Below are 17,610 nucleotides of genomic sequence, written 5' to 3' on the forward strand. Positions count from 1 at the left end.
CAACTTAACATTCTATAAATAAATTTCCCATCTCCTTTAGCCCCACAGAATTGCCTATCCTTTGCTATCAATTTTCCACGTGAAAATACTAAATGTACTTCTCCATTTACTGTTAATCCCTCATATGTATTATAATCACAAACACTATACTGGTTTTTGACACTAATTACGCCTGTTTTACTTGGGTCAATAACAACAATATCGGCATCAGATTGCGGAGCTAAAGAGCCTTTTTGCGGATACATTCCAAATATTTTAGCAGCATTTGTACTAGTAATACTAACATAATCATTTAACGAAATACGATTTTTTAATACCCCTTCTGAAAACAAAATAATCATACGTTCCTCTACACCTGGTATCCCACCCGGGGCTAATGTAAAGTTATTTGCAGCTTTTCTTTTATCCCGTTCAAACATAAAAGGACAATGATCGGTTCCAATGGTCTGTATACTACCTTTAGTAATAGCTTTCCATAAATAATTTTGATCTTCTTTTGTCCTTAATGGTGGGGCCATCAAATATTTAGTCCCTTCAATAGGTCCTTCTTTATAATATTTAGACTCATCTAAAAGTAAATATTGTGGACAAGTTTCACTATAAACATTTTTTTGTCCTATCATTCTTGCCAGTTCAATTCGTTTTACTGATTCTCTTGCAGATGTATGGACAATATACACCGGTGCATCCCCCTCCATTTTAGCAATAGATAACAATGTATCCACGGTTTCAGCTTCAGTCATATTAGGCCTAGATTTAGCATGGTAAATGGGTTCTAGTTGTTTATTTTTTATACATTCAGACTGATAATACCTTGTCATAGCATCATTTTCACAATGTATAGTCAAAATTCCTTTTGAAATTTTCATTTGTCTCAAAAGTAACGCAAAGTCTACTTCTGTCATAGCATAGCCATAAGTTGAATACGCTTTGAACGATGGAATGCCTTCATTAGTAATGATATCATTTAATTCATTTAATATATTAGAATTAACTTCTTGAATAACTCCATGAAATCCATAATCTATAACTGACTTCTTGGCTAATTCATGATAAATATCAATTGAATAATGCAAGTTACACCCTTTAGGTCCAAAAGCAATATGATCCAAAATAGTTGTCGTCCCACCAACTGCAGCTGCTACAGTTCCTGTATAAAAATCGTCAACAGAGCGATAGTCAGGACTTTGTTGCAACTCCATGTGAGTATGAGGATCTATACCGCCTGGCATAACATAACAACCAGAAACATCATAAATTTTATCAGCATCAGAGTCCTTAAAATCTCCAATCGCCAAAATCTTTTCTTCTTCAATAAGAATATCACCACGGGATATTTGGGTGTCCGTCACAATTATTCCACCCTTTAATAAAGTTCTCATAAGAAACTCCTATAAATAGGCAATTAAACATTTAACTTATTATTAATAATATCTACTTTTGTTTATTATCCAATTTAAGCATTAACCAATAAATAAATCCTGTGATTATTACGCCATATACATATGAATTATCAAATATAAAATGCAATGATGGCACTTCTCTACTTACAAAAATAATAGCAGTAAAAATTATAAATAATATACAAGCTTTTATATTCCAGCCATTATTATAATAATATTTACCTTCAGTAGTCTTAAAAGCATCTACCATATCAATCTCTTTATTCAGTTCAAATAAATATGAAACAATATATATGCCTGTTAATGGTCCTAATAACGCTCCCAATAGTTGTGTAACATCGAAAATTAAGTGGTAAGCGCTAGATAAAGAGTCCCATGGACGAGCTAGTAAAGCCAATGATGCTGTTATTATCGATACTGCTTTATAAGATAATCTTCCACGAACATAAGTTGCTACAATGTTAATCGGCGGAATAAGGTTACCTGCCACATTAGTTGTTAATACAGCAAAAATAATAAATAAGGAAAATAGTATTCTGATAAATGCGTTTTCAAAATTACCTACAATAATTGCTGGCTCCCAAATTTCCTTATTGAAAGCTAGATATGCTCCTGCTGTACCACAAATCCCTACAAAAGAAATATATCCAGTCATTAACGGAGCACTTATTAATTGTCCTACTATTTGATTCCGCTGTTTAAAGCAGTTTCTTGTAAAGTCTGGCATTGATAAAGCAATACCTCCATCAAAAGCAATCATAGCAGATAAAGCAGGCCAAAATAACTCCCAAAAACCTACCCCTTCTTTTGAGTCAAGTACTTTTGCAGATAATAATGTATCTAAACTCCAATTCGCTGTACTAAATCCCCATATAATTACAACAAAACTAAGAAGAATTAAGACGGGAGCGGAAAAACCTTCAAGATATTTTACAGCTTTATTGCCTGATGCTGCAATATATACATTGATAATCCAAAAAATAATAAATGAAATAAAATATCCTATAAACTCTAATTCTAAAAATGAGGGAAATAGTGTTGAAATAATTATAAAAGTTGCTTGTCCTCCAATCCAAGCTTGGACACCAAACCAAAAGACACCTAATATTCCTCTTACTATTGATGGAAATATTAAACCTTTTGGTCCAAAGATAATTTTTCCCAACAATGGATATGTCATCCCATACCTTGTACCATAGTGCCCAATAATGATTGCAACTCCCATGACAATAGTATGACCCAATATGATTGTAAATAATGCTTCATACCAATTCATGCCTGCAACTAATAATCCACTCGCCACCTGATAAACCGCAATAGAGACAATTAGACCAACCCACAAGTTTGCGATATCTTTAGTCGACCAGTCTCTATCTTCAGATGATATTGGGGCTGTTGCTTTACTATACGCATTTGGTCCTTCGTTAATTATGTCTACGCCTTTAGGAGTTAGATCATAAATATCTCCTACTCTTTTTTGAAACAGTTCTTTCATAAGAACTCCCCCTTTCTAATTAACTTAATAATATATCTATCAACTTTCTAAATCAATCTTTTTAACATAAAAACAGTGATTGTTAAGTTACTTATTTGTAATATATTGTTTATGTACCTTTGCATTTCTCATTTTAAATATATTCATATTGTTAAATTCAAGTTTTAAATTAGTAAAATTAATATTTTATAACACCTATCCCTTTTACTCATATCATGTATGTTTTATAGAACTAATTTCAGATATTTTTCACTATGATATCGTCCCTAAAAATAGGCTTACATTTTAATACTGCATTACTATCCATAAATGCTATCACAAAAGCCATACCTTCTTCTGGTGCTCCAGATAAGGTATGGCTTTTACTATATTCCTATGAAGTTATTGCACTAGGTTACTCACTTTGTCAAAAAGCTGTTCTGCTTCTTTGATACGCTGTTCGCTACCCATGACTACGATATGGTTATCTTGTAGTACTTTTTCAATGACATCTGCTAGTCCACGTAAGTCTTCTACTGTTGTTTCCAAGACTTGTTGACGGAAAGCCGTCATATTTGCTTCATTGGTGTTCCCAAAGTATAAACTCATAGCGCGAGCTCCTTGTAGGAATGGTGTATTAGATACATCCAGTCCACTCATAGTACCAATGATATATTTACGCATTTCTCGTGGAGATAAATCTAATTCACGTAAATACGTCGGCAATCCATCGTACACTTGTAATGTATTTTCCAAGTTTGGATCACGGTAGGAACAGAATACCATATTACCATTATTATGGAAGTTAGCAAAGGCTCCATACGCTCCACCTTGTACACGAATCAAGTTCCACAGATAATCGTAGCGTAACATAGTTTCTAGGACGCTCATGGTACCTGTATGTGTACCACCATGATCACGGAAGTTACCACCTTTTGCCACATATTGTACCTTACCAGATGTAGCTAAGCCTTCATTCACATAGGATTGAGTCATCTCTAGCTGTGCTTCCCAACTATCATCACTTAAAACAGTAGTGATATCATCTAGATGTGCTAAGAAAGTTTCTAGTTCTTCAGTAGTACCTACAAAAGATACTTCCAAGTTATCTTTACGGAATAAACGCTGTTGTACTTTCATCAATTGTTCTGTCACACCAGCTAGTAATGTTTCATTGTCTAAGACTTCGACTAAACGGCGGAAATAGCCTAATGTATCTTGGTCTCTAAATTTACCAATTTTCGATACTTTCGCCATAAGCAAGTTAGTAACAATCGTATTACCACGGCGGAATGCTTCTGTATCCCAGATGGCCTTTCCTTCTTTTAATAATTCTACAAGACGTTCTTGACTATCAAACTTTGTACGTCCTATAATCTCTCCAAGTAGAGATGTTAAATGACCAATGTTGGATGCTAACGCCTTACTACGAACAACCGCTAATGGTACAAATGCATCACGTTCATTATGGATAGAAACTGGCAATACATCCATGGTATAGCCGCCTAAATGTAGATTTATTTCTTTTGCTATCTCTGCATAGGTAAAATATTCTGTATCTAGTCGGCCTAATACATCTGACAATAGCTCTGCATAGAATAATTCATCTTCTCGTAAGGATTCCATATTAAAGTACAAGCTAACATAGTTAATGCCACGAGCTGGTACATCAATGTGATGCACACGAATACCTTTATGGTCAATTTCACGACGTGGTGTTACTTCTACTACAGGAGAAATATCAGACAATTCTAATAAAGGAATTGTTGCCAGCGCTTCTTCAGAATCTACGGCTTGTTGCATTTCTTTTAATTTCGCTGTTTGATCAATAATATGGGCAATTTCTTCTTCACTCATATTTGATTTAATAGCCGCTAGTTTAGCAGTCTCTTCTTGTTCTTTTTTCTCTTGCAAACCTTTTTCTGGATACAGAGAAACTAAGCCTTTATGCGTGTTATCTAAAATATAGGTACGCAATAAGTTTTCATAGAAATCGGTAGATAATCCTTCACGAAGTGCTTTCAATACTGGTTCATATTGTAACAATTCAATAGGATCTTTATCATATAACCAATTATCCATCACTCGTAAGCCGTACGCAAGACCAATTGGACGCCCTCCAAAATCAGCTTCCCGCAAAATGAACTCAATACGATTTAAGGATGCCTCTAACAATTCCTTATCTAAACCTGCATCTACTAATCCGCGTAATGTATTTTCCACCACTTCTTGCAACTGTGCTTGTTTTTCTATTTCAGAACCTGTGACACTAATTTCAAACAATGGCTGACGAATCCCATCCATGTAAGCGCCACTTACATCACTACCAATATTTGCTTTCACTAAAGCTTCTTTCAACGGCGCTGAGCCAGATGTAAATAAGGCATGATTCAACACTTCAAAAGCTAAGCTTTGGGTAAATGACATTTCTGGGAATACATAAGTTAAGGAATGAATGGCTTTGCCCTTATCACTTTCATCATTACCAATACCATATGGGAAAGATGCCACCACTGGTTCAGATAAAGGAGCTTGCATGGCAATGCTAGAATCTACGTCAATGGCGTGGAAGTTTGACAAATATTCCTCATCGATAAATGCTAAGGTTTCTTCAATATTCATATCTCCATATAAATAGATATAACTATTAGATGGATGATAATAAGACTCGTAGAATGCTTTAAAGTTTTCATAGGTCAAATCTGTAATATTGTCCGGATATCCACCAGAATCATGCCCATAAGTAGTATCAGGATATAACAATTTCATCTTATGATGATCTAATTGAGAGTCCGGTGAGGAGTAAACCCCTTTCATCTCGTTATATACAACACCTTTATAGGTCAATGGATCTTTTGGAGATTCCAATTCATAATGCCATCCCTCTTGCATAACGATCATCGGATCCTTAGCTACACGAGGATAGAACACGGCATCCAAATAGACATCCATCAAATTATGAAAGTCTGCATCATTCTTACTTGCCACTGGATACACTGTTTTATCAGAGTATGTCATAGCATTTAAGAATGTGTTCAGAGAGCCTTTTACTAATTCAACAAAGGGCTCTTTTAAAGGAAATTTGCGAGAACCACACAGCACAGAATGTTCCAAAATATGAGCTACCCCTGTGCTATCATGAGGGGGTGTACGGAATGCTACATGAAATACTTTATTTGTATCTTCCGTATCTATGTATAACAAACGAGCACCAGATTGCTCATGCTTAAGCATGTAGGCTGTGCCATTCACCTCTTGAACAGGTTCAATTCGCTCTACACGAAAACCTGCATAGACTGTATCTAACTTCATAATACCTCTTTTCTATCTACTAAACATGCAACGGCCATCCCTAGTAAACTAGTTCTGACCGTTGTTATATATGTGTATAACATTTTGTCATAATGCTAACTAATTATATCATGTTCTCAATGAGAATCATAATACAAACAAATGGATAAGGCCTGCAAAAATCCAAATGACAGTTCCCCATTTATACGCTTTTCTACCAATCCCAAAAGCAATGCCATGACTCATATTATATCGCGTCACTCCATAAGGGATCAGAATATACAATAACCAAGCAAGAATCATAAAGGAAATTTCTAATCCATACCGTACATGCGCTGCCAACAAACCTACGATAAAAATAGTATCCCAAATCCAACGATCATACACATTTTTAGGTACTTGTTGCCCTTCTAAAATAGGGCGCAAATGAGATAGCGATACAATTTCTAATACTTGCACTAATGCCATACCTAATGCAATAGCACAAATAGTTTGTACAATGGTGACTCCATCAATTCCTAACAATGTAATATTCCCAGTCACACCATACACAGCAACAACAATCATACCCAACAATTGTAATGCTTTTGTAACTTCTTCTTTTTGCTGTTCCTTCACCGTCGATTGTTCATAAAACATACGTTGAAAGGGTGTAGAAATTCGATTCAATACTAAAGCTACAAAAATTGCCATCATAGAAACCATGTTATACCTCCCCTAAAAATACAGTTAATAATCGATTTAACTCAATTTGGTCATAGGTACCCATCAACTCACGTGCGGAATGCATGGCCAACAGTGGTAAACCTACATCCATAGTTCGCATCACTAATTGCGCTGAAGAAATAGAGCCTACTGTAGATCCGCCTGGAATATCCGATCGATTCACATAAATTTGATGCTTAATGCCATGGGTCTCACATAAATCGGTCACAATCGCTTGTGCCACCGCATCTCCCGCATAGGATTGGGAGCTAGCTATTTTTAAAACTACGCCACCATTCAAAGTCGGGTAATTTGTAATATCATTTTTCTCGCCATAATTAGGATGATATCCATGAGCCACATCAGAAGAAATCATGAACCCTTTTGCAATATCCACTTCACAGGCTTCTTCTGAGAATCCTAACGCACGGTACACACGGCGTACTACATTTGGTAATAACAAGGAGGCTCCTCCTTGTTTTGTACGACTTCCCACCTCTTCGTGGTCAAATAGAAATGCCATACGAATCCCTGTAGCATGTTGTTTTTTGGCACTTACAATTCCTTGTAAGCAAGCATAACAGGATGTAAGATTATCTAATCGTGGTGCACTGATATATTCCGCATCAAAGCCAACGGTTTCCACTGTATCCGTATTATACACGGTCAACTCATAGGACAAAATATCTGCTGGTTCACAGCCAATTTCTTCGGCTAATAAGGCTTTTAATAAAGTTTTGTCGTCTTCGTACTCCGTGCCAAGGCCACGCATTAAAATGAGTGGTAACATCTCTTTTTGCTTGTTAAACACAGCCTTTTCATTAACTTGTCGATTCATATGAATCGCTAAGCTAGGGATAGTAGCCACCGGCTTTGCTATATCTACGTAATGTGTCTCTAGGTCTAACCCTTTTCCTTTTGTCACTACCACACCAGCCAGAGAAAGAGGTCGATCGAACCAAGTATATTGAATTAATCCACCATAACTTTCTACATTCAGCTTACCATACCCTTTGTCCGTAATCATGGCATTAGGCTTCACCCGGAATCCAGGAAAGTCTGTATGAGCAGAGGCAATCCGTAATGCCTCTCTTGGATGTTCTCCAATATGGACTGCCACTAAAGTAGTACCATATACATCAATGACATAATCCCCTGCCACCAAATTCCATTCTTCGTCCATCGATAAAGGTGTAAAGCCTTGTTCCTCTAAGCGACGATAAGACTCCTCCACCGTATGATACGGTGAGGTAGAGCTTTCAATATAATCAAAAAAGTCAGCATACATAGTTGCGACTTTATTCTGTTCACACATAGTTCCTCCTATGAAAAATACCATAGGTACAACGTACACTATGGTATTGTCCACGCTTACTCTGGTAAGCCTACTGATTCTAAATTTGTTGTTGTTATGGTTTCAATCTCACCGGCATCACACAACTCTGCTACTTTAGGATCAATTGGTAGTCGGCCTAGTAACAATAAATTGTATTTTTTCAATACTTCATCAATGTGACTTTCACCAAAGATTTTATAATCTTTTCCATTATCTGGGCAATGGAAATAAGCAAAGTTTTCCACTACACCAATAATAGGTACTTGCATCATATCCGCCATTTTTACAGCTTTTTCCACAATCATAGATACTAAATCTTGAGGGGATGTAACCACGATAATACCGTCCAATGGTAAGGATTGGAATACCGTCATGGCTACGTCTCCTGTTCCTGGAGGCATATCCACGAACAAGTAATCTACATCGCCCCATACTGTATCGGAGAAGAATTGTTTTACCACATTACCTACCACAGGACCTCTCCAAAGGACTGGATCCGATTCATCATCTAATAGCAAATTCACAGACATCACCTTCACGCCATTTTTAGACACGATAGGATACATCAATTTACCATCATCGCTACGCACTTTGTCTTTCAAACCAAATACTTTTGGAATGGATGGACCTGTAATATCTCCATCAAGAATCCCTACAGATTTACCTTTACGAGATTGACTCACCGCCATCAAGCTTGTGACTAAAGATTTACCAACACCGCCCTTACCGGATACAATGCCGATGACCTTTTTCACATGACTTCTATCATTTGTTTTTACTGTCAAATCTACTGGTTGTTGCGTACCGCATCCGCTAGAAGATGCGCAACCGCCGCAACCACCGTTATCTCCACATGCCATTATAAACCTTCTTTCTATATGTCTGAAAGTCCTTAGAACTTTCTTTACCAATATAAGTACTGCCATTCACACCTGTGAATGCATGGTATATCCTATATATCTATAGGTATATTCTTATTATATCATAGGATATAAAAATTTTGTAATACTCTCATATAAGATAAGCGCAACATAGTTATAAGTAACCAAAACAATTACCTTATATATGTTGCGCTCGTAATTCATCTTTATAAAATACATGTGCAGTGGAAATACTTAGTCCCCACAATACTCACGTGTCAATTCTCCAATAATTTGCATGCCTTTGCGGATGTCTTCAAGAGATGGCACAGTATAGCTTAAACGGAAGTGTTGTCCATAGGGAACGCCATCAGCAGCAAAAGCTCCACTTTTCACAATGCCGACTTTTCGCGCAATGGCCTCTTCAAAGAAAGCGTCACAGTCCACATGGTCTGGCAAAGTCATCCATATAAACATTCCTCCCGTAGGTTCTGTTAAATGTACTTTAGAACTACCGTATTGACGAAATGTATCTAACATAACATGGCATTTTTCTTGATACACCTTACATACCTTTTGGATTTGCTCATCATAATCGATATGTTCTAGCAAATGGCTTACTACACGTTGTGTGACTAATGGCATTTGACCATCACAATTATTCTTCATCACTTGGATAGCTTGGATTACTTCGCTTGGACCATACAAAAAACCAACTCGCAATCCTGCAGAAATCGTTTTAGAATAGGACCCTGCATATAGCACACGATTATCCGTATCCATTTCTTTGAAAGTAGGCACTCGCTCACCGCCAAAGCGAATTTCTCCATACGGATCATCTTCGTAAATGAACAAATCATAAGCTTTTGCAATTTCATAAATCGCTTTTCTTCGTCCTAAAGGCATAGTAATACCTGTAGGGTTTTGAAAGTTAGGAATCAGATAGATATATTTACCTTTTCCAGATTTTGCCGCTTTTTCTAGGGCTTCTGGAATCATACCATCCTCATCGGTAGGAATACCTACCGCTTTGGCTCCCACACTACGTACCGCATTAATCGCACTGGTGAAAGTATAGGCATCCATGTACACTTCATCGCCCGCATCACATACTGTACGAGGTACTAGCCCTAAATCTTGGCCTGCCCCGATGGATAATAACAACTGTTGGTTTTTGGTAGGCATGTGATGCACATGTACCAAACGATGCAATGTTTGCTCTGCTAACTTTGCATCTCCTTGCATAGGACCATATTGTAAAATCTCTAATGGATTCGTATGTACAATGTGGTCAAAGGCAGATTGAATTTCCGCTACTGGCACCACTTCACCAGCTGGATTTCCTATCCCAAAACTAATGAACCCAGAAATCCCTGCGCCCCGTTCAAACACATCTCGAATGAAATTAGGTCCTTTACTAATAGACCGTTCTGGCAATACAAATGCCATAAGAATCACTCCTTTTATATTTCTTATTTATTTCAATACTATGGCTATACAATCATAAAACATCAAATATATAATAAAAAAACTATGTATAGGATACGCGTATATAACTGATAGTTACACCATATCCCTCTCAGATATGATAAACAGGAGCAACAGAGTTGCTCCTGTTTTTGCATGTTATATACTATAGCCTACATCATAATTTACACCATAACTTGGCATATATCTGACATACTGAGACAATATAAATCGTATCATCTAGTTTGCTACATGCGCTTGTTCTTCAATAGTTAACAAGCAATCGCCACTTTCAATACGGCTACCTTCACGAACATGGATGACACCTACCACACCAGATACTGGCGCTGTAATAGTAGTCTCCATCTTCATCGCTTCTGTCACTACAAGGGCATCACCTTTTTTCACAGCTTGACCCACTTGTGCCACAATTTTCACCACAGAACCGGATAAAGTAGCACCTACCTCACCAGGTTTGGTTGGATCCACTTTATGACGCACCACGCCTGTTGTTTTAATATGTTTGTCATGAATTTTAATCGTTCTAGGTTGACCATTTAATTCAAACAACACATGACGAGTACCATCTTCATCAGCTTCACTCATTTGAATGTATTTGATTACCAATGTTTTACCTTGTTCGATAGTCACTTCTACGCTTTCACCACGTTTCATGCCAAAGAAGAAAGTTGGTGTATCCAATACACTTACATCAGAATAGTCATGTTTGAACGTGCTATAATCAGCAAATACCTTAGAATATAAGCAGTGAGCAATCACATCTTCATCGGTAGTACCTGCCCCTTTCTCTGCTAGTTCTTTACGAACCGCTTCAAAGTCAACTGATGGCAACATAGCACCAGGGCGACCATCCAATGGTTTCTCACCTTTTAAGACAATTTGTTGTAACCGTTCAGGGAATCCCAAATATGGAGTACCAATGTAGCCTTTGAAGAATTCCACCACAGATTGTGGGAAGTCCAATGTATCCCCTTTGTCGTAGATATCTTGTTCTGTCAAATTATTTTGAACCATGAACAAAGTCATATCGCCAACAATTTTAGAAGATGGCGTTACTTTGATGATATCACCAAATAGCATGCTCACTTCATGATACACACGTTTAATGTCTTCCCAACGCTCTCCAAGACCCACACTTTTCGCTTGTTGTTGTAAGTTTGAATACTGTCCACCAGGCATTTCATGTTGGTATACCGTTGTATTTGGATACGAAGATGTATGATCTACTCCTTTGTAGTATGGACGAATAGAACCAAAGTAGTTGGATGCTTCTTCCATATAAGCTACATTCATAGTTGGTTGACGATCATGTCCAGTCAAACCATAGTACATGGAGCTCATGCTAGGTTGACTTGTACCATTGGCAAAGGCAGAATATGCTAAGTCGATAATATCTACCCCTGCATCTACCGCACGGCCATAGGAGTATATAGCATTGCCAGAACCTTCATGGGTATGTAAGTGAATTGGTAAGTCTACGGCATCTTTTAATGCGCTTACTAAGTTATACGCTGCTTGAGGTTTTAATAAACCAGCCATATCTTTGATAGCTAAAATATTAGCCCCTGCTGCTGCCAGTTCTTTACCCATATTGACATAATATGCCAAGTTATATTTATCACGGCGAGGATCTAAAATATCTCCTGTGTAGCATAAAGCCACTTCTGCTACTTTACCTTGATTACGAACTTCATCGATAGCAACTTTCATATTATCTAAGCTATTTAAGCTGTCGAAAATACGGAATACATCGATACCATTTTTGCCAGCTAATCGGATAAATTCACGCACCACATTGTCCGCATAGCTTGTGTATCCTACGGCATTAGAGCCACGAAGTAACATTTGTAATAAAATATTTGGAACTTGTTCACGGAACATACGTAACCGTTCCCATGGATCTTCATGCAAGAAACGATACGCCACATCAAACGTTGCACCGCCCCAACATTCTAAGGAGAACAAATTAGGCAATCCCTTCGCAACACGACCGGCCACACGAGCCATATCAGCTGTACGCAAACGAGTCGCAAACAAGGATTGATGCGCATCACGCCATGTGGTATCTGTAAACAATACTTTTGGTTGTTCTTGAACCCATTTAGAGAATTTTTCTGGTCCTAATTCATCCAATTTTTGTTTTGTACCTGCTGCTGGTGCACCTGGTACATTAGACGGCATAATGAGAGGTTCAAATGTTGGTACTTCTTCTTTATGTCCATTGTAACCATTGACAGTTACATCAGCGATGTAGCGAAGCAGTTTTGTACCTCTATCTTTAGCGTGTCTTAATTTAAATAATTCTGGGTGCTCATCAATAAAATGAACATTGTAATCCCCAGATTGGAACACTTCATGTTCTAATACATTCACCAAGAAGTGCACATTCGTTTTTACACCACGAATACGGAACTCCCGCAAGCAACGCAACATTTTACGGATAGCTTCTTCTGTGGACAACGCCCAAGATGTAGCTTTTACTAGCAAGGAATCATAGTATGGTGTAATGACAGCGCCTGTGAAAGCATTACCGCCGTCCAAACGAATACCGAAACCACCAGAACTACGGTACGTAATTAATTTACCAGTGTCTGGCATAAAGTTGTTATTTGGATCTTCTGTAGTAATACGACATTGGATAGCTACCCCTTCACAACGGATATTTTCTTGTGCAGGAATTGCCACTGCTTCACTGTGTAAATTGTGACCTTCGGCAATGCGAATTTGCGTATGTACAATATCGATACCTGTGATCATTTCTGTCACTGTATGTTCTACTTGGATACGAGGGTTGACTTCAATGAAATAGAAGTTTCCATCTGCGGTTACCAAGAATTCTACCGTACCAGCGCTGACATAGTTTACATGTTTCATGATTTTCACAGCGGCTGCACAAATACGGTCACGCAAATCACGGGATAAGGCAAAGGCTGGCGCCACTTCTACTACTTTTTGATGTCGACGTTGGATAGAACAATCCCGTTCATGTAAATGTACGATATTGCCATGTTCATCACCGATGATTTGGACTTCGATATGTTTTGGCTCTACAATTAATTTTTCTACGTACACATCATCATCGCCAAAAGCCATTTTTGCTTCAGATTTTGCACGATCATAAGCATCGCGAAGTTCTTCATATTTTGTTACTTCACGCATACCACGACCACCACCGCCATTCACGGCTTTGATCATCAATGGATAGCCATATTTCTCAGCAAATGCTTCTAATTCTGCAAAGTCTTTCAATGGACCATCACTGCCAGGAATCATCGGTATATCTGCTTTTTTGGCTTGAATACGAGCATTTACTTTGTCACCGAACATCACTAAATGTTCTACTTTAGGTCCGATGAACGTAATCCCTTCTTCTTCACAACGTTGTGCAAAATGTGCATTTTCAGATAAGAAGCCATATCCTGGATGGATCGCGTCCACATCATGTTCCTTCGCAATACGAATAATATCTTCAATATCTAAGTATGCATCTACAGGTTTTTTACCTTCCCCTACTAAATAAGATTCATCTGCTTGATTGCGATGTAATGAAAGTGCATCTTCGTTAGAATAAATAGCTACCGTACGGATTCCCATTTCGTTACACGCACGAAGTACACGAATAGCGATTTCACCACGGTTTGCTACTAATAGCGAGCGTATTTGTTTCATCATAATCCCTCCTCAACTTTGCATATTCCAGTATTACTACCATTAGGAATAGACATTTGTATACCTCATTATACTCCTAAACGTTGAAATTAGCTAGATATAAACAGTGGTTATCCAAAATACTAATATACGTTATACTTCATTCCCCAAGAATGTATCTTAGAACCTCATCTTTAAAAGCCTTATCTGGACACCCTGAAGGATGATCTCCCACTCTACTAATTAAACCCTTACCTCTATACTGTATGTCGATCACTGCACTTTGATGTTCTCTAGTAAAGGTCACTCGCAATCGAAACTGAAGATTTTGCATCTCTGTAATAGCAATGTGCGTTAGTTCCATCTTTTTCTCTAATCTCTGCATATATTCTTTCAAGAAATATTCGTATTCAGGAGGATATATAAAGGTTTCCACTACACTGATTTGTTTCGTACTAAAACTACACGAAGAACTAGGTTCTATACCATTACTTTCATGGACTATAGATGGATTCACAACCTTATGTTGTGCCATTACATCTCTTCCTTTTATCGTTTTTATTCGTTGGAATAGTTCGTTCGGAATACACGCATCGATTTTTTTAAAATTAGAAATCTTATGTTTTCCCGTGTAATACACTGTTAGACGACCCTCTTGTTGTTCTGTTTGTATGGTGAGAATCACATGGTACGCATGGTCAGTCACATCTGTAATCGTACAAGGAATATCTCCTGCAACACTTAATACATGTTGAACAATCTGCTTTGCCGCCATACTCATACTATTCCAGTCGCATGTCACGCATCTTCGTAGTTCATCCTCTGTAACCACTGTGGTTTTATGCTTACCAATAGTACTATCAATCATGCCTTCACCCATAAATTCGTTTGTGGGTCTTTGGGTAGGCGTATTAGAATTAGTAATTACGGTATTCGGTATAGGTGCATCTATTCTTGTAGGTATACTTTTATCCATACTACTCTGTGTATAGAGTCGTATTCCTCCATCCATGGCGAGATTTCTAGGCATGTCCACTAAATACAACTGGTTCGAGCTTCGTGTAACACCCGTATAAAACCATTGGAATGTCTCCCGATTTCTAAACCCACGTTTTAAATTACAATCTAAAAATACCGTATCCCACTCACTACCTTGAGATTTATGACAGGTGATAGCATAACCGTATTTTACTTGCAAGGCATTGACGTATTTATCCGACAAGAGTAACTCGGTAATTTTTTGATGTCGCGCTCGTTTACTTTTCTTGCTCGCCTTGGCAATCTCGTCACTATGGCGTATCATAAAATCTTTATATAGAGCTTTCCGCTCAATTTTCGTTAAACCTTTTTCTTTTGAAAGTAATACGGTTTCTAAAAGTAACAGGCTATGTGACTTATCCCCAAATGAAACTATAACATCTCTAAAGAGCAACTGAACTTCTTCTTCTCCCATTTTAACCTTACGAACAATACGATTCCCAACTTGTTCTACCCTAGCAAAGTCGCCATTTAGCAAATAATCATCACCTATGCTAGTATTCATTATAATCATCAACCGATCACCTGCTGTAATCTCTTGGTGTTGTGGAAATAATTGCTCTCGAATCAAACGATTATATATGTCTACGGTAGCATTGGAATAGGCTATTGCTACAACCTTGTCTAACCCCTTTTTCTTCACAGCATCCATATAATTAGAAATAAATTGTCCATGCGGGATTTTTTTTACATCTTGTGAGTGCTCTTCTATCAGCAATTCATTAAACCGTTGCTGCTTTAATTTTTTCCGTATATACGTAGCCACCTGTAAGATACCACTATCTTGTTTTTGTCTGACAACCGATTGCAAGGCATATATCTGAATTTTATCTATCCCTTCTAAATAAGGACATTCTTTATAAATATCGTCTACAGTGAGGGCCGGAGAGTGGTTCATGCCCACTGGTGGCAACTGATACATATCTCCAATAAAAATTACTTTTCGTGTATTTTCTTTAAAACTAGGTTTAATATACTCCAATAGATCATGCAATAGTTTACCAGATCCAAACTTTAACGTTTCATTATCTACTTCTATATTTCCTATTAAGGAACTTTCATCCACAATATACACTTTAGAAATATCATCTTCATTAAACTTTAAACGGAAATGAAGTACCCAATCGGACTCACCCACAACTTGAGCCTTTAAAAAATTATTCTCCACATTGCGCTCTTTGTTTTCTACTTCTACTACCTCATGAAAGTTATAAATTTCAGAATGAATGGTAGATGCAGCATAACCACTTTTTGTAGTTAAAACTTTAGCAGCCTTACCTGTTGGAGCTATTAAAGAAACCTGTCTTTCCTTGGCAAATAAATACTTAGCCACACCTTGCATCAAAAACGTTTTACCAGAACCTGCACAGCCTTGTAAGATGAAAACACTCTTTGAGTCATCATTTAAAAATTTAGAAATAGATCGTACGAATCCTAACTGATCTTCATTTAGTACATAACCTGTATACTCTCTTAATAAAGCCTTATATTCTACTTCTTCATTATAAATTGCTACATCCATAATACTCCTCTAATCTCTCAATGACTGTTAACGCACCCTTCCAGCGTTTTGCCTCAATAGAGTCCACTAATCTTGAAATCTTACTTATAATATCTTTGCTAGAAATACAACTTACCCCTTCGCTTGCATGATTAATCGTATTTCTCAGATCTTTAATTTCATGATACTCCATTATAAACTGCAATGATTCCTCTTTTGTAAGGTCGGTATAGGCCGCACCTTGCTTCAACATTCCATAATAGAGTAACCCTTTGTCAAAGCTTTGTCGCATATATTCATCTTCTGCAACTTGAGATACTATATCTTGTTCCATAGGAAGAGGAAACTCTTGCAACATTGCTACTTCTGAAAAAGACATAAAAATGCACTGCAACATACCTCCGACTGTTCTGCTCTGATTATACAAAAACCGACTATATGTCGGACATTGTGGTAGTTTCTCTTGCTTTTTATGAATGTTTTTCAAATATGAATTGATTTCAGTAAATGCTTCACTAAATACAGTGATATCTTTTATATGGCATATCTCTTTCAATAATCGTTGTCCAAACCTAGATGGAGTTCTTTTTTTCTCTACTAATCTATCTAACAATCGCTTTGCCTCTATACATTGATATATCAATTTGTATATCTTAGATTCTTCAATATCTAATCCCTGTAATAATTCATCTATATCCCGTTTTGATTTTACATTACCTATATTAGTACGCAAAAATTTAATGACATTCTGAGGCACAGATAAGTCTATTTTATGCTTATACTCTTTAGAAAATTTATTTGGTAATGTAGAATCTTTTTTCGTATAAGACATGACAAAAGACTCTTCATAACTTCGCTTTAACTTT

The 17,610-nt window shown here is 37.2% G+C and carries 10 protein-coding genes; all 10 read right to left on the reverse strand.

Going from position 1 to position 17,610, the window contains the following annotated elements:
• Window positions 1-1,382: dihydropyrimidinase (gene hydA / locus EO119_RS07100; protein WP_062403374.1), on the reverse strand; the 1,382-nt coding region annotated here is incomplete at its 3' end.
• Window positions 1,383-1,434: 52 nt separating this feature from the next.
• Window positions 1,435-2,898 (reverse strand): NCS1 family nucleobase:cation symporter-1, encoded by a 1,464-nt coding sequence (locus tag EO119_RS07105; protein WP_062403377.1) that lies wholly within the window; start codon window positions 2,896-2,898, stop codon window positions 1,435-1,437.
• 381 nt (window positions 2,899-3,279) lie between these two features.
• The gene (locus EO119_RS07110; protein WP_126941220.1) at window positions 3,280-6,189 is read right to left on the reverse strand and encodes an insulinase family protein; all 2,910 of its coding nucleotides are present in this window, start codon (window positions 6,187-6,189) and stop codon (window positions 3,280-3,282) included.
• Between the two features lie 126 nt (window positions 6,190-6,315).
• The gene (locus EO119_RS07115; protein ID WP_126941221.1) at window positions 6,316-6,873 is read right to left on the reverse strand and encodes a hypothetical protein; all 558 of its coding nucleotides are present in this window, start codon (window positions 6,871-6,873) and stop codon (window positions 6,316-6,318) included.
• A gap of 1 nt (window position 6,874) precedes the next feature.
• Window positions 6,875-8,188: a M18 family aminopeptidase gene (locus EO119_RS07120; RefSeq protein WP_126941223.1), complete on the reverse strand. Its 1,314-nt coding sequence runs from the start codon at window positions 8,186-8,188 to the stop codon at window positions 6,875-6,877.
• Between the two features lie 56 nt (window positions 8,189-8,244).
• Window positions 8,245-9,069 (reverse strand): Mrp/NBP35 family ATP-binding protein, encoded by an 825-nt coding sequence (locus tag EO119_RS07125; RefSeq protein ID WP_009354132.1) that lies wholly within the window; start codon window positions 9,067-9,069, stop codon window positions 8,245-8,247.
• A 255-nt stretch (window positions 9,070-9,324) separates the two neighbouring features.
• Complete coding sequence (locus EO119_RS07130) at window positions 9,325-10,518, reverse strand: PLP-dependent aminotransferase family protein (RefSeq protein WP_126941225.1); 1,194 nt, start codon at window positions 10,516-10,518, stop codon at window positions 9,325-9,327.
• 258 nt (window positions 10,519-10,776) lie between these two features.
• Window positions 10,777-14,226, reverse strand: coding sequence for a pyruvate carboxylase (locus EO119_RS07135; RefSeq protein WP_126941231.1), 3,450 nt, complete (start codon window positions 14,224-14,226; stop codon window positions 10,777-10,779).
• A gap of 139 nt (window positions 14,227-14,365) precedes the next feature.
• Complete coding sequence (locus tag EO119_RS07140) at window positions 14,366-16,765, reverse strand: ATP-dependent RecD-like DNA helicase (protein ID WP_126941227.1); 2,400 nt, start codon at window positions 16,763-16,765, stop codon at window positions 14,366-14,368.
• On the reverse strand, window positions 16,746-17,610 hold an 865-nt coding region (locus tag EO119_RS07145), incomplete at its 5' end, for a hypothetical protein (protein WP_206168799.1). The genes EO119_RS07140 and EO119_RS07145, both read right to left, overlap by 20 nt.

Source organism: Veillonella sp. CNR 79/14, from assembly GCF_003992185.1.
Classification (GTDB): domain Bacteria; phylum Bacillota; class Negativicutes; order Veillonellales; family Veillonellaceae; genus F0422.

What these genes read in the sequence shown, in the direction of transcription:
- EO119_RS07105 (WP_062403377.1), bottom strand. Translation starts at nt 2,898, where the DNA reads ATGAAAGAACTGTTTCAAAAAAGAGTAGGAGATATTTATGATCTAACT.
- EO119_RS07110 (WP_126941220.1), bottom strand. Translation starts at nt 6,189, where the DNA reads ATGAAGTTAGATACAGTCTATGCAGGTTTTCGTGTAGAGCGAATTGAA.
- EO119_RS07115 (WP_126941221.1), bottom strand. Translation starts at nt 6,873, where the DNA reads ATGGTTTCTATGATGGCAATTTTTGTAGCTTTAGTATTGAATCGAATT.
- EO119_RS07120 (WP_126941223.1), bottom strand. Translation starts at nt 8,188, where the DNA reads ATGTGTGAACAGAATAAAGTCGCAACTATGTATGCTGACTTTTTTGAT.
- EO119_RS07125 (WP_009354132.1), bottom strand. Translation starts at nt 9,069, where the DNA reads ATGGCATGTGGAGATAACGGTGGTTGCGGCGGTTGCGCATCTTCTAGC.
- EO119_RS07130 (WP_126941225.1), bottom strand. Translation starts at nt 10,518, where the DNA reads ATGGCATTTGTATTGCCAGAACGGTCTATTAGTAAAGGACCTAATTTC.
- EO119_RS07135 (WP_126941231.1), bottom strand. Translation starts at nt 14,226, where the DNA reads ATGAAACAAATACGCTCGCTATTAGTAGCAAACCGTGGTGAAATCGCT.
- EO119_RS07140 (WP_126941227.1), bottom strand. Translation starts at nt 16,765, where the DNA reads ATGGATGTAGCAATTTATAATGAAGAAGTAGAATATAAGGCTTTATTA.